General features: G+C 42.3%; 22 protein-coding genes. All 22 read left to right on the plus strand.

What is annotated here, in order from left to right:
* Nucleotides 1–116: 116 nt before the first annotated feature.
* The 22 genes from csrD (at nt 117) to AAEY94_RS12445 (ending at nt 24254) form a co-directional block, all read left to right on the plus strand.
* Nucleotides 117–2027 carry an RNase E specificity factor CsrD gene (csrD, locus tag AAEY94_RS12340; RefSeq protein WP_350978982.1) on the plus strand — a complete coding sequence of 637 codons (1911 nt, stop codon included), beginning with the start codon at nt 117–119 and terminating at the stop codon, nt 2025–2027.
* 287 nt (nt 2028–2314) lie between these two features.
* A complete protein-coding gene (locus tag AAEY94_RS12345; protein ID WP_242445183.1) occupies nt 2315–3196 on the plus strand; it encodes a protein-tyrosine phosphatase family protein in 882 nt (293 codons plus the stop codon).
* Nucleotides 3193–3813, plus strand: a complete 621-nt coding sequence (locus AAEY94_RS12350; protein ID WP_101087699.1) for a PilN family protein — start codon at nt 3193–3195, stop codon at nt 3811–3813. Before AAEY94_RS12345 ends, AAEY94_RS12350 begins: the two co-directional genes overlap by 4 nt.
* The gene (locus tag AAEY94_RS12355; protein WP_101087698.1) at nt 3810–4466 is read left to right on the plus strand and encodes an MSHA biogenesis protein MshJ; all 657 of its coding nucleotides are present in this window, start codon (nt 3810–3812) and stop codon (nt 4464–4466) included. Before AAEY94_RS12350 ends, AAEY94_RS12355 begins: the two co-directional genes overlap by 4 nt.
* Entirely contained in the window at nt 4447–4773 is a 327-nt protein-coding gene (locus AAEY94_RS12360; protein ID WP_101087697.1) for an MSHA biogenesis protein MshK, read from the plus strand. The genes AAEY94_RS12355 and AAEY94_RS12360 overlap by 20 nt, the downstream gene beginning before the upstream one ends.
* A 13-nt stretch (nt 4774–4786) precedes the next feature.
* A complete protein-coding gene (gene mshL, locus AAEY94_RS12365; RefSeq protein ID WP_101087696.1) occupies nt 4787–6457 on the plus strand; it encodes a pilus (MSHA type) biogenesis protein MshL in 1671 nt (556 codons plus the stop codon).
* A gap of 69 nt (nt 6458–6526) precedes the next feature.
* Nucleotides 6527–7471, plus strand: coding sequence for an ExeA family protein (locus tag AAEY94_RS12370; RefSeq protein ID WP_350978983.1), 945 nt, complete (start codon nt 6527–6529; stop codon nt 7469–7471).
* Nucleotides 7468–8760, plus strand: a complete 1293-nt coding sequence (locus AAEY94_RS12375) for a tetratricopeptide repeat protein (RefSeq protein ID WP_350978984.1) — start codon at nt 7468–7470, stop codon at nt 8758–8760. Before AAEY94_RS12370 ends, AAEY94_RS12375 begins: the two co-directional genes overlap by 4 nt.
* A complete protein-coding gene (locus AAEY94_RS12380; protein WP_182744105.1) occupies nt 8757–10517 on the plus strand; it encodes a GspE/PulE family protein in 1761 nt (586 codons plus the stop codon). Before AAEY94_RS12375 ends, AAEY94_RS12380 begins: the two co-directional genes overlap by 4 nt.
* Before the next feature lie 2 nt (nt 10518–10519).
* Nucleotides 10520–11734, plus strand: coding sequence for a type II secretion system F family protein (locus AAEY94_RS12385; RefSeq protein ID WP_182744106.1), 1215 nt, complete (start codon nt 10520–10522; stop codon nt 11732–11734).
* A gap of 56 nt (nt 11735–11790) precedes the next feature.
* Nucleotides 11791–12369: a hypothetical protein gene (locus AAEY94_RS12390; protein WP_350978985.1), complete on the plus strand. Its 579-nt coding sequence runs from the start codon at nt 11791–11793 to the stop codon at nt 12367–12369.
* Between the two features lie 109 nt (nt 12370–12478).
* Nucleotides 12479–13084, plus strand: coding sequence for a pilin (locus AAEY94_RS12395; protein WP_335692187.1), 606 nt, complete (start codon nt 12479–12481; stop codon nt 13082–13084).
* Nucleotides 13085–13149: 65 nt separating this feature from the next.
* Nucleotides 13150–13653, plus strand: coding sequence for a type II secretion system protein (locus AAEY94_RS12400; RefSeq protein ID WP_335692188.1), 504 nt, complete (start codon nt 13150–13152; stop codon nt 13651–13653).
* Between the two features lie 253 nt (nt 13654–13906).
* Nucleotides 13907–14419 carry a type II secretion system protein gene (locus AAEY94_RS12405; protein WP_443024146.1) on the plus strand — a complete coding sequence of 171 codons (513 nt, stop codon included), beginning with the start codon at nt 13907–13909 and terminating at the stop codon, nt 14417–14419.
* Nucleotides 14409–14945, plus strand: coding sequence for a prepilin-type N-terminal cleavage/methylation domain-containing protein (locus AAEY94_RS12410; RefSeq protein ID WP_335692190.1), 537 nt, complete (start codon nt 14409–14411; stop codon nt 14943–14945). Before AAEY94_RS12405 ends, AAEY94_RS12410 begins: the two co-directional genes overlap by 11 nt.
* A complete protein-coding gene (locus AAEY94_RS12415; protein ID WP_335692191.1) occupies nt 14945–15772 on the plus strand; it encodes a prepilin-type N-terminal cleavage/methylation domain-containing protein in 828 nt (275 codons plus the stop codon). The genes AAEY94_RS12410 and AAEY94_RS12415 overlap by 1 nt, the downstream gene beginning before the upstream one ends.
* Nucleotides 15762–16223 (plus strand): MSHA biogenesis protein MshP, encoded by a 462-nt coding sequence (locus AAEY94_RS12420; RefSeq protein WP_335692192.1) that lies wholly within the window; start codon nt 15762–15764, stop codon nt 16221–16223. Before AAEY94_RS12415 ends, AAEY94_RS12420 begins: the two co-directional genes overlap by 11 nt.
* Entirely contained in the window at nt 16213–20859 is a 4647-nt protein-coding gene (locus tag AAEY94_RS12425; protein ID WP_350978986.1) for a DUF6701 domain-containing protein, read from the plus strand. The genes AAEY94_RS12420 and AAEY94_RS12425 overlap by 11 nt, the downstream gene beginning before the upstream one ends.
* A gap of 192 nt (nt 20860–21051) precedes the next feature.
* Nucleotides 21052–22101: a rod shape-determining protein gene (locus tag AAEY94_RS12430; RefSeq protein WP_011639153.1), complete on the plus strand. Its 1050-nt coding sequence runs from the start codon at nt 21052–21054 to the stop codon at nt 22099–22101.
* A gap of 63 nt (nt 22102–22164) precedes the next feature.
* On the plus strand, nt 22165–23121 hold the full coding sequence (gene mreC, locus AAEY94_RS12435; protein ID WP_101087684.1) for a rod shape-determining protein MreC: 957 nt from the start codon (nt 22165–22167) through the stop codon (nt 23119–23121).
* Nucleotides 23118–23609, plus strand: a complete 492-nt coding sequence (mreD, locus tag AAEY94_RS12440) for a rod shape-determining protein MreD (protein ID WP_011639151.1) — start codon at nt 23118–23120, stop codon at nt 23607–23609. The genes mreC and mreD overlap by 4 nt, the downstream gene beginning before the upstream one ends.
* A gap of 57 nt (nt 23610–23666) precedes the next feature.
* Nucleotides 23667–24254, plus strand: a complete 588-nt coding sequence (locus AAEY94_RS12445; RefSeq protein ID WP_101087683.1) for a Maf family protein — start codon at nt 23667–23669, stop codon at nt 24252–24254.
* Nucleotides 24255–24294 lie beyond the last annotated feature (40 nt).

Raw genomic sequence — 24294 nt, forward strand, 5'->3', positions numbered from 1 at the left:
TAGGCCTAAGATAAGCGTGATTAAAAACGATTAGTGAAGTTGTAGAGCACAATCGTTATACTGGATAACATTGGAGTCATTAATAAAATAAATAAATCCAGCAGGATAGCGGATAAATGAAACTCACCAAGATCCTTACTAAAAAATTAACCAGTTTTTGGCTGCTTTCATTAGCTGCGGTGGCTTTTGTATTTTTACTGTGTGCGGTGATGGGCTTTACCCAATTGACCTACACTTTTCAGCAACAAAAAGTCGCTGAGTTAGAAACCATGTTAGCCGACGATTATCAACAACACGGTAGTCGTCAATTTTCTACCTGGTTACCCCCTCTATTGACCGCTTATAAAGCGGTTGAATTCTCTCTGTCGCAAGACAACCAATTAGTTTATCAATTTCATCGTGATCAAGCAGGTATCGTTAAAAGTAGTTTAACGCTCTATAAGAGCGAATTAAGCCATGGCCAATTATCCATGACATTAATTATGCCGCCGCCATTTTCTTTACATGATCTTGGCTGGCACGAGCTTATTATTCTGGTTATTGGTTTTATCAGCATCGGAATTTTTGTCCGTTTTGGTTATGGATGGTACTCCAGAGAGCTAGATGGCATTGAACAACTTGCTCAACGAAGTAAACTCATTTTAGAAGGACATTTAAAGCAAGCTGCCGATATGCCGACAAATGGCAAACCACGGATGATCAATCGTGCGATCAGCAAATTGCTGGCCGAGTTGGATGATGCTCATAAAGAACGTGGCCGCTTAGATCAATTTATTCGTAAAGACACTTTTCTTGATAAACAAACTCAGATTGGCAACCCGATATTCTTTCAAAATCGTCTCGACGGATTAAGCCATAATCAGAAAATGGTTGCTCATGGTGTATTAATGTTAATTGAGTTTGATGATGTTGACTTAGTGGAAGACCAATACGGTGAAAGCGGCGTTAAGGCAATGCTGTCATTAACAACGGAAGCCATTACAGCCGCACTCGTTCAATACGAGGACAGTATTTTTGCTCGCCGCAGTTACTCACAATTAGTCATCATAGTGCCACAATTATCACTGGCAGAAGCCGACCAGTTAGCGCAACGAATACTCAAAACCTGCCTTGCATTACCTTTTTATGGCATTGGTAATCCCGATAACTTTTTACACTTAGGCTGTGCTTTTTTTAACGCTGGCGATTTACAAGTTCAGCTTATTGAAGAAGCCGAAATGGCACTTCGAGCTGCGCAACTGCAACGTGTTAATAACTGGTTTATGTACGATAAAGGCGCGTTAGATGAGGAAATCGCTAAAGGGTCTGTGCGTTGGCGTAGTTTTATTGAAAATGCATTGGTGTCCAAACGATTTTTTACCTTACAGCAAGCTATTATTGATAGTGATAATCAAATTATGCACTATGAAATATTCAGCCGCGCCCGTGATTTAAAAGGTAATGATGTTCGCGCGACATTGTTCATTCCCATGGCTAACAAGTGTGGATTAATGCCACAGGTTGAGAGGCAAGTGCTGGAACAAGTGCTCTTCAGGTTAATGTCTGATAATGAGTCAACTTACAGCATTAACTTAAGCCTTGATAGTTTGACCAGTAGGGCATTTGTTCGTTGGTTACAATCTACATTATTAGAGCATCGTCCTTTAGCTGCGCGACTTATTTTTGAAGTTTCTGAAGATATTATTGTCAAAAATCAGAAAAATACTTTGGTAGTTAAAACTCTCGATATGTTGAGAAAGATGGGTGCAAAATTGGCGGTAGATAATGTTGGTCAATCAGTTGTGGGTACTCATTATATCCAGGAGTATCACTTTGATTTAGTGAAATTACATCGGTCTATCGTGCGCCGAGTAGATCAACGCTCAGAAAATCAATTATTTATACGTAGTCTCATTGGTGGCCTTTATAGAGCCGAAGTGAAAGTGATTGCAGAGGGCGTTGAATGTTTAGAAGAATGGCAAACGTTAAAAATTCTTGGTGTGAGTGCAGCCCAAGGCGATTTTTTGGGGCAAAGAACTGAAGTTTAAGTCATATAATGCTATGTTTGTTTAAGTTAGATCTTGTTTATCAATAGATTGCACTCTATGTTCAATCTATATGCGCTATATTAATGAGCAGTTATAGCGTTAACGTATCAGTAACAAAGCTTCATCGTTTTAGATTTGAGCAATAATACTGAGAAACGACAATACAGCGTAATCGAATCATGTTGATGTTATATGCTGGTACATTGGCTTAAAAATGTCATTTTTACTGATATATTTATCATCAGTAATCTTAAATAATTAATATGTTAGCGAATATGGGCCACGCAATGGACAATGGTTTTTTGAGTAAACTAGCCTTTTGGCAGACATCGCAATTGATGGGTAATGTAGGTGTATTTATCGCCGGAAATTCCCTGTGGGTATGTAAGCCACAGCAAGGTCAATCAGCGCCTGTTATCAGCCAGTTTTTAGTACAAAAAAACAATTGGTCTCAAGCCTTTGAAGCATTAAAGAGTCAGTTTGGCCGAGTTCGGGTGCAATTAGTGCTGTCGCAGCAGTATTATCAATTATTACAAGTTGAAAAACCCAATGTTGAGCCTAGTGAAGTGACTCAAGCGTTGATTTGGTCTGTTAAAGACATGGTGTCCGAGCCCGTTACGAATATTCATCTAGATTATTTCGAATCCAGTTTTATTGCCAGTTCAAAAGTGAATGTGGTGGTCAGTAGTCGTCAATTTTTAATGCAATTGGCCAGTGCTTGTGATGCCAATGGATTAGATATTGTTGGGATCAGTATTGAAGAATTGGCATTAAGCCATGTCTTAGCACACGATAATATGGCACATATGTTAGTCGCTCACTTGCCGCAGCAAGAATTGTTGTTGTTAGTTGTTAAAGCGGGTGAAGTGTTAATGCAGCGTCGCGTTAGAGGATTTAACCACCTGGATAAAGCGACTTTAGAAGAATTAAAGCAAGGCTTAGCCGATAACCTCAGTTTAGAAATCCAACGTTCTATGGATTATTTTGAAAGCCAATTACGTCAAGCTCCAGTTGGGTCAATTAGTATTTTGGTTGAAGGTGATAGTTCATCATTGGCCAATCTCGTTAGTGCTAACTTTAATCAAAAAGTGGTCGCGGTTACTCACGATGGCGTATCGAATTTACTCGCGCAGTTAGCGTTGCAAGAATTAGCTCGAGGTGAAGTGTGATAAAAACCAGTGTTAATTTATATACCACAGATTTGTTGCCGAAAAAGCAAAGGCTAACCTTTGCAAGAATGATGCTGGCATTGGCTTTTTTCACCGGAGGTTGCGCTGTACTTTATGTTGTAGGGTTGTGGCATACCGATGAGTTGCAAAAGTTAAATCAACAGGCAAGCAGCACAAAAAGTCGATTAACTGACCAAAAGACACAACTAGAACAACAAATTGCTTTACGTAAACCTAATGCCGATTTGGTAGCAAAGGTTGAACTTGAGCAACAACGTTTAGATCTTAAAAAACTACTAAAAGATGAACTAAGTCAGCGCAAGACCATGATAAGCCAAGGTTACTCGCCAATGTTGACCGACTTGGCTGCTGTGGCTGATAGCAATGTGTGGTTGAGTCATATTACTATTGAGCAACAAAACACTAGCGCTCAGCGAATTGAGTTTGAAGGTTATGGTCGTAATCCTCAAAGTATTCCACTGTGGATAGATAAATTAAAAACCACTTCAACGTTAAAGGGTTATGCATTTTCAGCGATGACAATGGATCGCGGTGAAGCACAGCCGTTGGCGTTTAAATTGATAAGCCAGCCCGTTGCTAAGGAGTTTGCACAATGAAGCAACAATGGCTGGTGTGGTCGTCAAAATTTAATGAGCTAAGTCCACGAGAGCGGATATTGATTACGTTAGCCTTATTCGTTGTCATTGGGATGTTGCTGTTTATGCCATTAGAGTCATTGTGGAAGCAACAGCAAAGTGTTCAGAATCAGCTAAAGGGACTCGAACAAGAAAATTCGATTTCATTACAACAAGTGGCGCTTTATGAAGAGCGTTTACAGCTCGATCCCAATCAAGATTATCAACAACGATTACAGTTGATTACTGAGCAAATGCAATTGATTGATGCTGACCTCAGCAACCAAATGGTTGATATGGTTCCCGCGGATTATATGCCGACAGTATTAGCCAACTTGCTGGGTAATGTGAAAGGCGTCTCGCTCATGTCGTTTGCCTCTATTGCGCCCAAAGCCTTATTGCAAGTGGGTGATGGTAGTAAAGTTAATCTTTACAGCCATGGTATTAAGTTGACGTTACAAGGCGATTACTTTTCTATTTTAGCGTTTATTAAAGCGGTGGAAAGTATGCCCGATAAATTGTATTGGAAGCGTTTAGATTACCGTGTTGAATCTCATCCCGATGCGTTAGTTGAATTAGAACTTTACACACTTAGTGTGAATAAGGACTTTATCAGTGTTGCGAAACAAGATTAATGCTATGGCGTATGCATCCAGCCTAATGATGCTATTAATGTCGGCTGCTAACGCGCAAACATTACGTGATCCAACTTTACCAGGGCAGGGCTTTGTTGCTGTGCAGGCCAAAGCTGATAATCAATCTTTGGTGTTAAACAGTATTGTTAACGGCCAGAATACTTATGCGGTTATTAATAATATTATTCTTTCGGTAGGTGATGCTATTAGCGGTAGTGGATTACGAGTATCAAAGATTAACAAGGACTATGTTACCTTGTCAGATGGAAGAAAACTTCAGCTATTTCAGTCGATAACAGAGCGATAGGATAAGAATAAAAATGAATGTGATTAGATATGTTACTCCTCTGATGTCGCTGTGCTTAGTTGCTTGCCAAACGACAGATAGACCCGACCCACAAACAGCGAAAGCGGCCTTGAATGAGTCAAGGCAGCAAGCTGAGGCGAGTCAAGCCATTACGCCACCTCCAGCGGCAATGCCTGAAGATGTTCAGCGTGAGCTTAATGGTAATAATGTGTTGAGCCAATCAGCAAGAGCATTGCCCGCCGAGCGTCGTTTTGATGTATCAGCCAATGAAGTTGATGCCAGAGTTTTTTTCCCCAGCTTAGTAAAAGACACCCCATTGAGTGTCGCGGTACATCCTGATGTACAAGGTAAAATTTCATTATCTTTAAAAGCGGTAACCTTGTCAGAAGCCATTCAAGTTGTTGAAGACATTTATGGTTACGAAGTGAATCGAGAAGGTCGTATTTTACGTGTGTTTCCGTCGGGTATGCGAACCGAAACTTTCCCTTTGAATTATATTTACATGCAACGTGAGGGGTTGTCATTAACCTCCGTTAGCTCAGGACGCATTTCAGACCAAAACAATAATTCAAGCAATGGCAGTAGCAATAGCAGCACTAGTAACAGTAGTAATAGTTCAAATAGTAACAGTAGCAATGGAAATTCGAACAGCAGTGACAATACCAATGGTACGTTTATTCGTTCAACGACCAAGACCGATTTTTGGGGTGAATTACAAGCCACATTAATGTCAATAATGGGTGAAACAGGTGGCGGGCGACAGGTTGTGGTAACCCCTCAAGCAGGGCTTGTTACCGTTCGAGCTTTCCCTGATGAGTTACGTCAAATTCGAAGTTTCTTACAAATAGCCGAAAGCCATCTACAGCGCCAAGTGATTTTGGAAGCGAAAATTATTGAAGTGACCTTATCCGATGGTTACCAGCAAGGTATTCAGTGGGAAAATGTCTTAGGTCATGCTGGCAGTACCAATGTTGATTTCAGTACCTCAGCAGGACAAGGGTTAAGTAATGCGATTACGTCTGCAATTGGCGGTGTAACCTCGATTAATTTCACCGGAAGTGATTTCAGTACCATTATTAACTTGTTAGATACCCAAGGTGATGTTGATGTACTTTCAAGCCCTCGTGTTACCGCTTCTAATAATCAAAAAGCGGTTATTAAAGTCGGCAATGACGAATACTTTGTCACCGATGTATCTTCAACGACCGTAGCGGGTACCACTCCGGTAACGACGCCGCAGGTTGAGCTGACACCATTTTTCTCAGGCATTGCCTTAGATGTAACCCCGCAGATTGATGAATATGGCAACGTAATATTGCATGTCCATCCTTCGGTGATTGACGTGACCTCACAAACCAAAGAAATTAAAATCAGTGATTCAACCTTAGAATTACCGTTAGCACAAAGTGAGATCCGTGAATCGGATACCGTTATCCGCGCCGCTTCTGGTGATGTAGTGGTGATTGGTGGCTTGATGAAGAGCGAAAATATTGAAACAGTGTCTAAAGTACCTTTATTAGGTGATATTCCTTTTCTGGGCGAAGCCTTCACCAGTCGCACTAAATCTAAAAAGAAAACTGAATTGATTATTATGTTGAAGCCAACGGTTGTGGGTGGTGACACATGGAAGGATGAATTAAAGCGTTCGCAAGATTTAATCGAACGTTGGTACCCTTCTAAATAGCGACCGTTGACGGTAGAGAATTGACGATTAAAAATAGCGGTTGAAATTGATAAGGGATAGCCAGTAATTATGTATTTGCAGCACTTTGGCTTAAGTCAATTGCCCTTTACGCTTACCCCAAATACGAGTTTCTTTTTTGGGTTGTCGCCGCATGTGGAAGCGTTGCAAGTGCTGCAAACCGCATTACAGACAGGTGAAGGTTTTATTAAAGTCACTGGTGAAGTGGGTACCGGTAAAACCTTAGTGTGTCGTAAGCTGTTGAATGACTTACCGACTCAATATCATTGCGCTTACTTACCTAACCCCTATTTGAATCCTAAAGAATTACGTTTGGCCGTAGCGGGCGAACTCGGTTTAGCGTTACCGAACAAATTAGATCAACAACAATTGACAAGGCTTATCCATGAGCGCTTATTAGCGTTAAATCATCAGGGCTTTCACGTGGTGTTAGTGTTAGATGAAGCGCAATCATTACCGGATGACAGTATTGAGGCGTTAAGATTATTTACTAATTTAGAGACCGAAAGTCGTAAATTATTGCAAGTGGTGTTGTTTGGCCAACCAGAATTAGATGAGCGTTTAGCTCAACCCAAGTTTAGACAATTACGACAACGCATTACCTTTAGTTATGATTTACGTCCATTAACATGGGATGAGATACAAGCTTATATTGGTTACCGACTTGCTATAGCGGGTTATCAAGGACCTGAATTGTTTAATACCGCGGATATTAAACACATTGCCAAAGCTGCTCGAGGTATCCCGCGTTTAGTGAATATATTGGCGCATAAGAGCTTATTGCTATGTTATGGCCAAGGTAAAAAAAAGGTGACATCTCGCCATTGTCTAGCTGCGATAACGGATACAGAAGATATTAATTTACAACATAAAGTAGGGTTTTCCCGTGTCAGCATGCTGATAATTATGTTGCTGGTAACAGTGATGGTGGTTATTGGGTTAAATGGTGATAATTGTTGTGGTGAATGGATGACACAAATAAGCGAGATTAAATGAGTGTGATTATCAAGATGCTGAAAGATTTAGAGCAGCGTCAGCAACCCGGAACAGACAAACCACCAGTGCAACCTGCAGGTGAATTTGTGCGTCCTCAAATTCAGTATCATTCAGTAGCTAAATCTCGCTCACCACTTATAAGCCTTATTGTTGTTGCCGTACTCCTGATCCCTACATTGTGGTTTGGTTTATCTATGTATCGCCAAGCCAATATTCAAATGGTCAATGAGCCAACAGCTATCGATACATCGGTTACCGAAGATATTCAGTCATCGCTGGCGAGTCAGCCACAAGATAATGTCGTTGCTGAACCTAAGCTTGCTCAAATTTCAACTGAAGCACCAACCCAAGCAGCAGCTCAAATACCAACTCAAGCATCTATTCAAGCGAGCACGCCAGAAATCACTGCTGAGATGATTGAACCAACGGATCGCATATCCGAGCTTGATCCATCCAAAGTGAGCACTGCATCAGCCGTTAATAACGAAAGCGTCAACCAACAAACAGTGCTAGCTTCAACCGTAGACACAGAGAAGCCCAGTGGTTCGGTGGATAATAATTCACGGAATATGGCTTCGCTGATTAATACTGAATCAACTCAAGGCCAAATCGTAGCACAAACATCTCGCTTCTTACCCGCAGAAGTCCCCGCAGAAGTATCTGCTGCAGCAAAAACTGTTGATATGAGCGTCAATGAAGTGGTGCTTTCCAAGACGCAAATGGCGCAATTGCAATATCGCAAAGCGATGGATGCTGAGCAAGCGCAACGTCTGGACGATGCGGCGGGTTACTATTTAGAAGCCATTATTTTACAACCGAGTTTACATAAAGCCCGTAAGCAATTAGTTGAAATTTATTTTGCGCAAAATAATCCAACAACTGCGATGAGATTACTCGAGAGTGGGATCAGTATGTTTCCGCAACAGTGGGAGTTTTATGTGATTTTGTCGCAAATTCAAACCGCAATTAAAGCTTATGATGAAGCCTTAACAACGGTGGCGATGATCCCAGATAGCTCATCGTGGGCTCGTGATAAGTGGATCGCACAAACCGATTTGGCACAAAACTCTAAAAACTTTGTTTTAGCGGAGGTGGCTTACCGAAACTTATTGGTATCTGAGTCAACTCAATCTCGTTGGTGGATGGGGTTAGGTTATGCGCTCGATTCCCAGCAAAAATATCCACAAGCCGCGCAAGCATACCGATCAGCATTAAGCTATGAAGGGCTATCAACTTCAGCTATGACATTTATTGAAAAGCGTTTAGATCAGCTAGGAGAAAACCGATGAAGCCTAAGTTAAAGATGCGGTTAGGAGATCTTCTTGTTCAAGAGCTGATTATTACAGACACCCAATTACAGCAAGCATTAGCAGAGCAGCGCAATTCAGGTAAAAAGCTCGGCCGCACCTTAATTGATTTGAACAGTATTACTGAAGACCAGTTACTTAAATTTTTATCTCATCAGCTTAATTTACCGTACCTCGATATTAGTCGTCGTCCGATTGCCGCTGAAGTGGTGAATATTCTCCCCGAAGTACAAGCGAGGCGTTATCGAGCTTTAGTGGTGGAAAGTCATTCCGACCATGTATTAGTTGCTATGAGCGACCCTGCTGACTTGCAGGCTATTGATAATATTGAAGTGTTAGTTGCCCCTAAGCAGTTAATGATCGCGGTGGCACCAGAGCAACAATTACTCGACGCGTTTGACAACCTTTATCGTCGTACCGGGCAAATTGCTGAAATTGCCGGTAAGCTTGATGAAGAATATGCCGCAGATGACATGTTCGATTTGGCTAATTTGACTCAAAGCGACAGTGATAACGAAACCACCGTGGTGAAGCTATTACAGTCTATTTTTGAAGATGCGGTGCAAATGCGTGCGTCAGATATTCACATTGAGCCTGGCGAGAAAGTGCTGCGGATCCGTCAGCGTATCGATGGCCAATTACATGAAAACCTTCTCAGTGAAGTTAATATCGCCTCTGCTTTAGTATTACGGCTTAAGTTGATGGCTGGACTGGATATTTCAGAAAAACGTATGCCACAAGATGGCCGTTTTCATATGGAAATAAAAGGTCATAAAATCGATGTGCGGATGTCGACCATGCCGATTTATCATGGTGAGTCGGTGGTGATGCGTTTATTGGATCAGACCACAGGTTTACGTACGTTAGATGAAACCGGTATGCCACCGCATATTGTGGCGCGTATTCGTAAACAGATTAAACGCCCCCACGGTATGTTGCTAGTTACAGGGCCAACCGGTAGTGGTAAAACGACCACCTTGTACGGTATTTTAAGTGAGCTGAACACTGCCGATAGAAAGATTATCACCGTAGAAGACCCGGTTGAGTATCAATTACCGCGCATTAACCAAGTACAAGTTAACCACAAGATTGGTTTAGACTTTTCTAACGTACTGCGTACCACGCTTCGCCAAGATCCTGACATTATCATGGTGGGAGAGATGCGTGACCAAGAAACGGTGGAAATTGGCTTACGCGGTGCATTAACCGGTCACTTTGTATTATCGACTTTGCATACAAATGATGCGGTTACCAGTGCATTGCGATTACTCGATATGGGCGCGGCGAGTTATTTGGTTGCTAGTGCGCTGCGGGTCATTATCGCTCAACGTCTTGTTAGGCGCGTTTGTCACAATTGTGCCGTAGATTATCAACCAACCGCAGCTGAACGCAGCTGGCTTGCGAGTGTGACGAAAAAAGATATTAGCAGCGCTACGTTTAAAGTGGGTAGCGGTTGCCAAACCTGTAATGGTTCGGGCTATCGTGGTCGTATCGGTATTTTTGAAATACTCGAGCTCGACGAAAATATGATTGATGCCATGCGAACGGGTAATCCGCAAGATTTTGCCCGTGCAGCGCTGCGCAGTCCTAACTTTATTCCCCTTGCGCATTCTGCGATGGAGTATTTATTCCTTGGCACCACAACACTGGAAGAGGTGTCAAAACTGGTTGAAGACGTTAGTGAGTCGAAAGTGCCGTTGTCGGAAGATATTGTTAGCCAACAAGATATTGGGTTATAACAATGCCACTATATCAATATCGAGGACGTAATTCACAAGGGCAGGCGGTCAGTGCACAGCTTGAGTCTGCTAATGAAAGCGCGGCGGCCGATGCGTTGCTTTCTCGCGGGATCATTCCGCTAGAATTGCGCGAAGTGAAAACTAAGCAATCTTTTTCGATGAGCTTATTTCAAAGCAAGGTGTCGCTGGAAGAGTTACAAATTTTTAGTCGGCAAATGTATTCGTTAACGCGTTCAGGTATTCCTATTTTAAGGGCCATAGCGGGCTTGTCAGAAACAACCCATTCCGATCGAATGAAAAAAGCCTTAGATGATATTTCAGAGCAGCTGACGTCGGGAAGGCCGTTATCTTCGGCAATGAATCAACATCCAGATATATTTGATTCGTTGTTTGTCTCGATGATCCATGTTGGTGAGAATACCGGTAAGCTGGAAGATGCTTTTATCCAGTTGTCTGGTTATATCGAGCGAGAACAAGAAACCCGTCGACGGATTAAAGCCGCAATGCGTTATCCGATGTTTGTCTTGATTGCGATTACTATTGCGATGGTTATTTTGAACATTATGGTGATCCCTAAATTTGCCGATATGTTCTCTCGTTTTGGTGCTGAATTGCCATGGGCGACAAAAATTTTAATTGGCACGTCTAATCTGTTTGTTAATTTTTGGCCTCACATGATTGTGCTATTAATCGGCATCATAGTCGGGATTAGATACTGGCATCACTCTGAAAAGGGCGAGAGGCAATGGGACTTATGGAAGCTGCACATACCTGTTATTGGATCTATTATTGAGCGCTCAACCTTGTCACGTTATTGTCGCTGTTTTTCGATGATGCTCAGTGCAGGCGTTCCGATGACACAGGCATTAAGCTTGGTCGCAGATGCGGTCGATAACGCTTATATGCATGACAAAATTGTGGGTATGCGCCGTGGTATTGAATCTGGTGAGTCAATGCTAAGGGTATCAAATAGCAGCCAATTGTTTACCCCATTAGTATTGCAAATGGTTGCCGTGGGTGAAGAAACCGGTCAAATAGATCAGCTGCTCAATGATGCCGCTGATTTTTATGAAGGTGAGGTGGATTATGATTTAAAAAACCTCACCGCAAAACTCGAACCTATTTTAATCGCATTTGTTGCTGGCATTGTATTGATATTGGCACTGGGTATTTATCTACCTATGTGGGATATGCTGAATGTGGTAAAAGGCGGTTAGCAAAGAATGCAACAAAGAATGCAACAAAGAATGCAAACAGATCATTGGGTATCGAGATGTTGAGCCAGCAAAAAGCGGATGGCGATCTGCTTAAAGTCTATGGGCGAGTTATTGCGATTGTGGTGGTGTTAACGCTGCTGGCTATTTTTGGCGGACGTTATGTCAATACTACCTCAAACATAGGTGGGCGTGGTTTAGAGTTTGAACATAATCGTTTTTTGAATGTCTTAGCTATGGTGCGTAGTCAGTGGTTAGCTTCTGGCCGACCTCATAAAATGCAGTTGTCCTGGCATCATATGGCATCGAATGTGACATCAAGTAAGATTAGCGATGACAATACAGTATCAAAAGATGCTCCGAGTAAGATGGATGCTATTAATACTGATGTTGATTTGGTTGGCACCGATAATTGGATTGCTATGTCTAATCAAGGTTGGCCAACCATTGACACTAATGATGTCCAAGGTTGTGAACAACTGTGGGGGCATTTATTGGCAACTAATGTTCAAGAGTTAAATATTACGGTAGATTATCAGCCTGATGAGAACATTTGCCGCTACTATTCAGGCAATACAGCCAGTTTAAGTTATCAGCTACAAACCGGTAGAGTTATTTTTTTAATGAGCGATGGATAAAGTTTGTACCATTAGTGTTAAATTTTAAATAAGCTGCTAATATTAGTGAAGTTATAGCTTAATCAGTATTATTTCCTGTTGTAGGCGCTATAGATAAGAGTGAGTTATTATGAAATTGAAACAACAAGGTTTTTCATTGATCGAGTTGGTTATTGTTATTGTCATCCTCGGTTTATTAGCCGCTACAGCGATCCCACGTTTTTTAAATGTGACCGATGATGCTGAAGACGCCAGCGTTGATGGTGTTGCTGGTGGTTTAGCCACAGCAGTGAGTTTTGTTCGCGCACAATGGGAAGTTGATGGTCGTCGTAACAACAATGTTATTTTAGATGGTACTAGTGTATCACTCGATACACGTTTTGGTTTTCCAACTGGCACAACCAATACTGATGTTACCTCAATGACCAACGAAACATGTCAGGAAGTATTTGATTCAGTTTTACAAAATGCTCCTAGAAATGTACTGTTCAATCAGGATGCTCGTAATCATCGTTATACCGTAAGAATGCAAAATGGTGTTGGCGGTTCATCTACCAGTATTGATGGCCAAACGGTTACTGGTCTTGATTTGTGTGTTTATCACCAAGTGGCTACTTTAGCGCTAAATCAAACGTCGGGTGTAGCAGATCCTGCGCCTGATTTAGACACTGTTGGTGCTAACGGTGTAACATATAATGCAGGTACGGGTCAGGTCGTATCTTTTACAAACAACTAATTTGATTTACCACTGTTCGCAGTAATGTTGGTTTACCCATTTATTTTCTATAGAGGTTATTTAATATGCAAAAACAACAAGGTTTTACATTAATCGAATTAGTGGTAGTGATCATTATTCTAGGTATTTTAGCGGTTACGGCAGCACCTAAGTTTATTAACTTGCAAGGTGATGCTTATGAATCTACGTTAAGTGGTTTAAAAGCATCCTTACAAGGTGCAAATACCTTAGTTTATTCAAAAGCAGCCATTGCTGGCGATGAGAAGTCTGCAGACACAACTGTTCAAATTGGTTCAAGTACTGCTGACACGGTAATGATTACTTATGGCTATTTACAAAATGATGCAACATCTTTAGAAGATGCTTTACAAATAGACATTGCGTCAGATTGGACTATTACAGCTGGAGCTAATTTAACAACAGCAACAATAATTTACCAATCACGTTCACCATATGCTGCAGCAGGTACAGGCGCAACAGCAACTGCAGCTGTTGATTGTCATTTAGAGTACACTCCTGCGACATTGACTACGTTACCTAAATATGAATTAAAGACTACTGGTTGTTAATTATTCAAATGAAAAAAAACCTGCATTTTGCAGGTTTTTTTTTGAAATTTCATTATTCAAAGTATTAGTTTGGATGGTAATAAAAGACTTTGTTTAGATATCATTTATTTATAATGTTGGAAATACGTTAGTCATTCTAACTGATGATATTACTTAATAAATAAACAGACAAAATCGCCGACTTTTGCCATACTGAATAAGTTAATATAAGTTATTGACACCATTATGGTTTAATGCATATTGAACGTTAATAATGTTCATCAGATTGAATGAGGGCATCATCATAGTGAATCGACAACATCATATTCAAGCCGGGTTTACCTTGGTTGAATTGGTTACCACCATGATTGTGATTGGTATTATTGCCGTGGCGGTGTTGCCGCGTTTGATGTCTGATTCATCTTTTAGTGCCTACAGTTTACGCAGTGAATTTATTAGTGAGTTACGCCAGGTCCAACTTAAAGCCATCCAGAATACTGATCAGTGTTATCAAATTGATGTGACATCAAGCGGTTATACGTTACGCCATTTTAGCGGAAGAGCCGCTAGCTTATGTACAAACCAAGTACGTATAGAGCAACAACAAACCTTCAGCGGCAATGCTCATGTCGCCTTAACCAGTAATGCTAGCCAAGTGTTTTCGATTACCTTCGACAGCTTAGGTCGCATGTTATCTCCGGCTTGTTCTGGCCATTGCTTTAATGTGGTGGCAGATGAAACCTTAGCCATTGCGGTCGAGTCAGAGGGGTATATTTATGCTCTGTAAAACTCAATTTCATCGTTTATCACAATCTACTCGTGGCTTTACTTTAATCGAACTTGTTATTGGCATGATGGTGATCGGCATTGCGATAGTGATGCTCACCAGTATGCTTTTTCCCCAGGCGGATAGAGCAGCATCAACATTACAAAGAGTGCGTTCGGCAGAATTAGCTCATTCGGTAATGAATGAAATTTGGGGTAAGCGATATGACCAAAATACTAATCCCAATGGCGGAGTACCAGCGTGTAATGCACCTACTGGTATCGCTTGTACTGCAGCATCAGCATTAGGCCTAGACGGTGAAAGCCGAGACACGTTCAACGACGTTGATGATTATAATGGTTTGGATGAAGACGATAACATGCTCGACTCAAGCCAAACTTATGTCCAAGCCTATCCTCGCTATCAGTTGCAAGTCACTGTGGCATATCTCGACTCAGCAACGAAAGCGCAAAAATTAATTACAGTATCGGTGACAACGCCTGCCAATGAAGTGATCACTTACCAAGCGGTAAGGAGTAACTACTAATGCCTTTACGACGAGTATTAAAAGCAGCAGGTTTTACCTTAATTGAAATGGTTACGGTCATTTTAATCTTAGGGATTATTATTGTTGGGATTAGTAGTTTTGTGATTTTTGGTACCCGTATTTTTGTTGAATCAAGTGCGGTAGATCAAGTACTCAGTCAAAGCCGTTTTGGTATCGAGCGGATGACACGGGATATTCGACGTGCGGTGCCCAACAGTATGCGAACGTTAACCGCAATCGATGGTAGTTTTCAATGTTTGGAGTTGTTGCCTATTGCAGCCAGTACGTCTTATATTAATGCACCGTTTGTGCCGCAAACGGCGCAAAACAATTTAACAGCAATTAAAAGTATTCGTCCAATAGTTAACAATCAGTCAGTGCTGATATATCCACTTACCACCGCAGAAATTTATAACCCTCAAGGGACAACGGCGAAACGATTTATTGTGCAAAGTGTAACTGAATTAGGCGACCAACTTACCATTACCTTAACCCAAAGTGTGCGTTTTACTGAGGCCTCACCGTTAAAACGCTTGTTTGTTGCCGATAGCCCATTAAGCTACTGTTTTGTTAATACAGCTAGCAATGTTGATCTGCGCCTGTACCAAAACTATGGTTATAAGGTCAATCAGCCTGCACCAGCAGCAATGGGCAATGGCGTATTGATGGCACAAAATGTCACTAATACCTTAGCTGTTAATCCTGCGGTGATCTTGACTCCATCGACACTGGTGACTAATGCTATAGTGCATTTGCAGCCACTATTTAGCGTCAATGGTGAAACATTTCAATATCAACATCAAGTACAGGTGATGAATGTTCCCTAAGCTGAAATTAACCCAACATTCACAACAAGGTAGCGCACTCATCATTGGTGTGTTTGTGCTAACGGTGATGTTTCTTATTGCGGCGAGTCTAATCCGCATTGTTGGTGATGCTGATGAGTCAGTTAATCAAGAAGTGTGGGGCACTCGGGCATTATTTAGTGCTAACAGTGGCGCTGATGCCGCGTTAGCTCAGCTGTTTCCTGTCGATGGCACTGCCAAAAGTTGTACTGATGTCAGTTCAACATGGATGCCGCCAATAGGGTTGGGCTTCAATGGGTTCCATAACTGCACTGTGTCGATTAGCTGCAATACTGCCTCTGTGGGCAGTGTCACGCAATATCGAATTAACAGCTCAGCGGTATGTAAAACCGGTAATTGTGCTGGTAACTCCAGCAGTTCAACGTGTTTGCGAGTGAGTCGCCAAGTGGAGGTAGAAGCGCGTGGGAAATAAAGCTGGGTTACTGAAAGGTAAAGCTTGGGGCTTATTTTTTAAGTTCTTACTCTGTTTTAGTTTCGGCTTAACTGGTTTCCCTTTGATGGCGAGTTGGGACAGTAGCTTTATTGAAGGGCTTAATGCCCACGGTACTGATGCCACCATAGATTTTGCCAGTGGAGCTCGATTATATAATGCACCAACCAATGGTCAGTTGCCCGCGACTCGAGTCGATGAGGTGGATAAGTCCTGCGTGCCAAATAATGACAAGGAAAAAAAATGTAAGGCTTCGTCTCCCATTGCGACTATTCCCAGCGACCGCTTAGCCTTTAGTCAATGTACTTCTACTAGCACTGAACAAATAGGGCCTCCTACATCGGCTGCCCCCAATGTCACTGTTGAACAGGGGGAATATGGCGATATCAATTTAAGCGGCGGCAGTGATAGGACACTGACTTTCAATACGGGAAATGGCATTTACAAAATGAAGTCTCTGACGGCATCATCAGGTAAAATAGTGCTATCGTCTGGGCAATATTGGATTGAAACCTTATCTATAAACAATGGTGTGGAATTTGAGTTTCCAACCACAGGTACAGTGACGTTTTTTATTAAAAATGATTATAGACACTACAATCTAAACTTAATAAATGAGTCTGAAAGATTTATGATTTATACCTATGGCGATTTTGTGCTTAATGGTAATGCTCAACTTAATGCTTATGTCTTTGCTGAGGGGGACGCGACCATTAGTGGTAGTGCCCAGTTGGATGGGGCATTAACGGCAAGCAAAATAAAGTTAGAGGGTAATAGCTGGGTCAATTTTGATAATAAAGTATCTAATATTACCACAGTGCCTAATTGCACTATTAATATACCTCAGGCGGAATTTCATATTCAATATGGTAAATCTACTGTATCTGGCAGCGGCTCAACATATGTAACATTTGACGCAGCATTTCCCACTGCCGTCACACCATTAATTTTCTTAATGCCAACCACCGAAGAAAGTAACAACGATGGTCCTGCATCGGTATTCCTTGGCAGTGTTTCTAATCAAGGTTTTACTTGGTCTAAAAAAGAACCTAGTTCAACCACAAACCGTTATGTGAAATCGACTGAAATGCCTGAAGTACACTGGATAGCCGTCACAGCTGGCACTTATGAACTCCCAGACGACGTAACACTAATTGCAGGTTCAGTTGATTATGATCAGGCTATATTTGGTTCCAGTGCCCCTTATACCTCTGTTACTTTACCTGCTACCCAAGATGTGGTGTTGAATCAGATTCAAACTCAGAATAATGACTGTTGGTTAACGAGTACCTCCGAGTTTACGGGCACAGGAATTCAACTTGCATTAGATGCGTCAGAGGTTTATAGCAATAGTCGATGTCAACCAGATAATTTAAATAACAATTCAATTCAAAATGAAACCATTGGTTATTTATCGTTGAGCACCCCTAGCGGTACAACGGCTAGCGGTACCATGACCTTAAATGGTGTAGAAACCAATTACCACTTTGGTCAAGCGCAAACGTTTACGGATAACGGCACTAAGGATATTACAGATCAATGTGCTGTAACGACCGAATTAAAGGGGTTTACTAATGCTCCTATGTTGGTGGCGGGTAAAAATAGCCGCTTAGGTGGCGATGGCGGCTGGCTTCGTCGTTGTCAGTTGACTAACGACAAAGTGAGTATGGTCGTTGACGAAGATACTTTTAGAGATAACGACCGCAAACATCGTTGGGAGAATTACAGTTTTGTGGCTTTTGAGAAAAAAGTAGACACCTTAGTTTGTTTTCGTGACGAATTTACGCGTTCTGATGTTGGTGATGATTGGGCGCTCAAGGTCTTAGGCTCTTCATTACCGCCCTCAATAAAAGAAGGGCGTCTGCGTTTTACCTCTGCTAGCGGTAATCAAGCGACATCCAGTACTTATCAGCGATTATTCCCTGCTGCGAATAATTTAGTTGAGCTGGAGTTTGATTATTATGCTTGGTCGGACAAAAGTGGGACGGGTGCTGATGGCATTGCCGTTATTTTGTCTGATGCAAGCATTACCCCTCAACCTGGCAGCTTTGGTGGTGCTTTGGGATATGCCCAGCGTAATAATGGCACTCCAGGTTTTGCTGGTGGTTGGTTGGGTATAGCATTGGATGAATACGGTAACTTTTCTAGCCCCAACGAAGGTAAAAATGGCGGCCCCGGGTTTAGGCGGCAAGCCGTGGCAATTCGTGGTTCTGCAGCAACAAGTTATCGGTATTTAATCGGTACTAGTGCTGATATTAGTCCTAAAATTGACGTTCGAAGTACATCCAGTGCTCAGCCTAATCATAAATATAAAATCATTATTGACTCAAGAGTGTCGGGGAAGGCAATGGTGTCAGTGCTGCGAGATACCACGAATAATGGCATCACGGATAATTACGAAACGCTAATAGCTCCTTTTGATGCATTAAGTTTCTCAGGGCAAGCTCCTGTCCCTAAAGATTTTTACCTATCAATTACAGGATCCACGGGTGGTTCCAATAATAATCATGAGATGGATAACTTTAAGGTTTGTGCCCTTAAATCCAATCCGGTCGGTCAACAAATTCATCATTTTGAGTTTGACTATACGAGCTCGCCATTTACCTGTAAGGCCGAAACTATGACGGTCAGAGCCTGTAAAAATGCGGTATGTAATTTATTTACTGAGCCTGTAGAGGCTAATCTATCGCTTGCTCCTAATTCAAATGGCGCTTGGTATGTTGACGGTAATAAAACCAATGTAGTGAAATTTGAAAATGGCAGTACAACGGTCGCTTTACGCAACAATGTGACTACGCCAACCACTATTGGGGTGACATCTTCCGTTCCTTTAACCATAGCAGGCAGTAATACCCTGTGCCGCAGTGGTTCGGGCGAGTTAAATACAGCAAGCTGTACTTTAAGTTTTGCAAGCAGCGGGTTTATTTTTGCTGTGCCGGATAAGTTGGCTAATAAACCAACCGAGAAAATTACTATTAGTGCAGTGAAAACCTCAGATATCACTCAACAGTGTGTACCTCTGTTTTCTAAAATGACTAAAAATGTCGACTTTTGGAGCTCTTATATCACCCCAAATACACCAATTAATGGCCAGTCATCGACTGTAAATAATACCGTGGTAGGTAAACAGAGTAGCACTGCAACCACGCTTGCGTTGGCATTCGATGCAGAAGGAAAAGCAGATATTATTGTTAACTATCCTGATGCAGGAAAAATGCAGCTAGATGCAAAGTATACTGGCACAGGCGATGAGCAGGGGTTGATCATGTTAGGTTCAGATCAGTTTGTTAGTTTCCCTGTGGGCTTATGCGTTACCCCCAAAGATAGTGTTGCAGAGTGCTCTGCAAATATTAGTAGTACTTGTAATCGATATAAAAAAGCTGGCGAGTCATTTGATTTAATTATTCAAGGTAAAGCATGGCAAGCGGATGGGGACACAAATTACTGCGATAATGTAAATACCCCTAATTATTCCCATACTAATATTGTATTAGGTCATCAGTTGGTTGCTCCAGCCGGAGGTGTGTTAGGGGCTGTGGGATCATCGCTATACAATCATGTCGCCCAAACCACTAATAGTAATACCGTGTCTCAGTCGGTAACCGAAGTGGGCGTCTTTAGCTTTACCGCTAATCCACCGAGTAGCTATTTAGGGTCGAGTTTTTATGACATTCCATTAGCAGCATCTCCTAATATAGGTCGTTTTATACCAGACCGATTTTTAGTCAGCAGTTCAAGTGTATTGCCATCTTGCGGTAGCTTTACCTACATGGATCAACCGTTTGGTTTGACATTAACATTAAGTGCCTTGAATACCGGTACTTACGTAACCCAAAATTATCAAGGAGCCTTTGCTAAAGGTAGTGCAAGCCTTGTGGGTGAAAACATCAATAATGGTGTAGATTTGAGTGGTAGATTAAGTGCTTTACCAATAAATGCTGGTTCTTGGGCTTTGGGTGAAGCAAACGTCGGATTATCTTATCAAGCAAATTTTCGTCGTACCGTGGCACCGGCTGTGGATGGACCATTTAGTCAGTTAGCTCTTGGCGTACAAGCATTTGATAATGATGGAGGGGTGTCGTTTATTGCCTCACCTGATATGCGTGCAGACAGCAGTGCTATTTGCGCTGACAGTAACACCTGCAATGCGAAACAATTGTCGACTCAAGATTTTCGTCATGGCAGAGTGGTGATGGATAATACCTATGGCCCTGAAAATGAAATTTTACGCATGCCAACGTATGCTCAATATTGGAATGGTAGCGGCTGGATAACTAACGTCAGTGATAGCTGTACTCGAGTAGTCGATCTACTTGATGGTAGCGAAATATACGACCCATTATTAACCTCTGGTGAAACCGTTACCCGTAGTGATGGCAACAGTGCCGTGAACGTTACGATGAACAATGGCCAACTCCCCTTATTATGGCAAAACACTGGTTCTGTCGCATATCGAGGTCAAGTGACCGCACCGCTACAAGTCGAGGATTGGCTTAAGTGGTATTGGAATTGGGACCAAGTAAGTCCGACTCAGCTCTATGAGCCAAGAGCAAGTGCGTACTTTGGTCGCTACCGAGGCCATGATAAGATCATTTATTGGCGTGAGGTGAGTCAATGATCCGAATAAAAAAGCATCTCTTTTACGCTTTTTAGGATTAAATTTGACCGATTAGCATTTTTTTAGATACTTTTACAAAAAAAAACGTCAGATTAGCAATTGTTAACCTGTTCGGTCTTGTAGAATGGGGGTGTCATTGATAAAGTTAGCTGATTTTTCTTCTTCTGATTTCACAGAATACAGGCCTGATACATGTTCAAAAAGCTGCGCGGCATTTTTTCTAACGACCTATCCATCGATTTAGGTACGGCAAATACTCTTATTTATGTTCGCGATGAAGGCATCGTGTTGAACGAACCCTCAGTGGTTGCCATTCGCGGCGAACGCAATAGCAATGGACCAAAGTCAGTTGCTGCAGTCGGTAGAGAGGCAAAACAAATGCTAGGCAGAACGCCTGGTAATATTCAAGCTATTCGTCCAATGAAAGACGGCGTAATTGCCGATTTTTATGTTACCGAAAAAATGCTTCAGCACTTTATCAAACAAGTGCACAACAACAGTTTTTTCCGTCCTAGTCCTCGCGTACTCGTGTGTGTTCCGGTAGGCGCGACTCAAGTTGAACGCCGTGCTATTCGCGAATCAGCGATGGGTGCTGGTGCTCGTGAAGTTTACCTAATTGAAGAGCCAATGGCTGCTGCGATTGGTGCGGGTTTACCAGTATCTGAAGCGACCGGTTCTATGGTTGTCGATATTGGTGGTGGTACGACCGAAGTGGCGATTATTTCATTGAATGGCGTGGTGTATTCTTCATCAGTGCGTATCGGTGGAGATAAGTTTGACGATGCCATTATCAATTATGTTCGTCGTAACTACGGTAGTTTAATTGGTGAAGCAACAGCTGAGCGTATTAAACATACTATTGGTACCGCATACCCTGGTGACGAAGTACTTGAAATTGAAGTGCGCGGTCGTAACCTTGCTGAAGGTGTACCAAGAAGTTTCACCTTAAACAGCAATGAAATCTTAGAAGCATTACAAGAGCCATTATCTGGCATTGTGAGCGCGGTAATGGTTGCCCTTGAGCAATCACCACCGGAGCTAGCGTCAGATATTTCTGAGCGCGGCATGGTATTAACTGGCGGTGGTGCTTTACTTCGTGACCTAGACCGCTTATTAATGCAAGAAACCGGTATTCCAGTTATGGTCGCAGACGATCCACTGACCTGTGTTGCTCGTGGTGGTGGTAAAGCTCTTGAAATGATTGATATGCACGGTGGTGATTTGTTCTCTGAAGAGAACTAATTATCAACTGCTGAGCGGCTTTGTTAATGGCATTTTATGGGTTAACAAAGTTGCGAACAATTTATGAAACCAATTTTCGTTCGTGGCGTCTCGAGTCAATTTAGATTGACACTGGCAATTATTTTGTCGGTGGCATTACTTATGACCAATAATCGCCTTGATCCAATACGCCAATCTTTATCCTCAGTATTAAGTCCTCTACAGTATTTAGCCAATGTACCAGGGGTGATGCTCGACTGGTCAGCCGAGGCTTTTGCCACCCGCAATATGCTTGAACTGCAAAACAAAGAACTGTTACGCCAACAACTGGTTATGTCAGAACGTTTACAACGTTTTGAGCATGTTCGCCAAGAAAATGAGCGTTTACGTGCATTACTCGGTTCGCCTGTGCACATGGATTCTCGTAAAATGGTGGCTGAAGTGATGGAAGTTGCCAGTGATCCATTTCGTCAATTTGTGGTGTTAAATCATGGTTCACAAACCGGCATTTATGTTGGTCAACCTGTGGTTGACGCCCAGGGCGTTGTGGGACAGGTGGTGGAGGTTAGTGAGTTTACCAGTCGAGTATTGATGGTGTCAGATACCACTCATGGTATTCCGGTACGTGTTACCCGTAACGATGTGCGGGCCATTGCGAATGGCATGGGTGATATTGATCAAATTGAACTACGTCATGTGGCGAAAAGCACTGACATTATAGTGGGTGATTTATTAGTCACTTCAGGGCTGGGTAATCGTTTTCCTGAAGGGTATCCTGTCGCGCGCGTTATTAGTGTGTCGCGTGATGATGGCCAGAGTTATGCCGTAATTTATGCTCAGCCTTTGGCAGCGCTAGATCGTATTCGATACGTGTTACTGATTTGGCCTGATGAAACCAAACCGTTTACGCTGCCTAATGACGTACAAGAGTTAATAAAAGAAGCGGCAGATAAAGCCGCTGCCACTGCAAATTCTTCAGCACCCCAACCTCAACCCGTAGAAACAACCACTACACCAGTAACAAGCGAGGTAAACCAATGAGCGCACATATTGCAAATGGTCGCTTAGTGGTATGGCTGACCTTATTCATCGGGATGATGTTTCAGATCATGCCGTTGCCAAAAATGGTAGAAGCCTGGCGACCGGATTGGCTATTGATGGTGATGATGTATTGGGCCATGGCGCTACCGCATCGTTACAGTATTCTCACTGCGTGGTTGTTAGGGGTGATGCTTGATGTGTTGTTGGGAGCTCATCTAGGGATCCGTTCATTAGCATTATCATTAGTGATTTATATTGTGGTGTTGTTGTGCCAACAGTTACGTAACTATCCTCGCTGGCAACAGTCGTTACTGGTTGCTTGTTTTATTTGTATTTATCATGCTGTGATATTTTGGGTGCAGTTTGTTGTTGTAGGCGCAGCCCCATTTAATGTGGACATGTTTTTACCCGCTATTTCGAGTTTATTTATTTGGTGGTGGGTGTTTTGGGTGTTACGCAATATGCGCCGCCATTATAAAGTACGTTAATCCTTACGCACTAAAGTGAGTATGATTTTAATGTACACTAATTAGGGTAAATAACCGATGGCATGGGTACTGGCTTCAACATCACCAAGAAGAAAAGAATTATTGGCGCAAGCGGGATTTAGTCATCTCGATTTTTCGTTTCAGCTTGTCGCACCCAACATTGATGAAACACCTTTGTTGACTGAAACGGCAGAGCAATATGTCTGTCGTCTCGCACTTGAAAAAGCCCAAGCGGGCCTAGTGCTTAGCGGTCATGTGGTTAAGCCTCAAGTTCTGGGTTCAGATACGATAGTGGTGTTAAATGGCCTGATATTAGGTAAACCAACAGATTTAAATGATGCCAAACGTATGCTGGCATTATTATCCGGTCAAACTCACGAAGTGATGACCGCGGTAGCATTAACAGACGGTGAACACACCTTTAACCGACTATGCCGTACCCAAGTGAGCTTTTGTGAATTGTCTGCAGCAGACATAGATGCTTATGTTGCCTCAGGTGAACCGATGGACAAAGCCGGTGCTTACGGTATACAAGCTTTGGGTGGTTGTTTTGTTAAATCGATTACTGGCAGTTACTCTGCAGTGGTTGGTTTGCCGTTAGTCGAAACACGTGAATTATTAGCCTGCATGATGCAGCAAACTTAACCTTTGCTTTAATCGGTCATCTACGGTGGTACAACTGCTG

Source organism: Shewanella sp. AC34-MNA-CIBAN-0136, from assembly GCF_040309945.1.
Classification (GTDB): domain Bacteria; phylum Pseudomonadota; class Gammaproteobacteria; order Enterobacterales; family Shewanellaceae; genus Shewanella.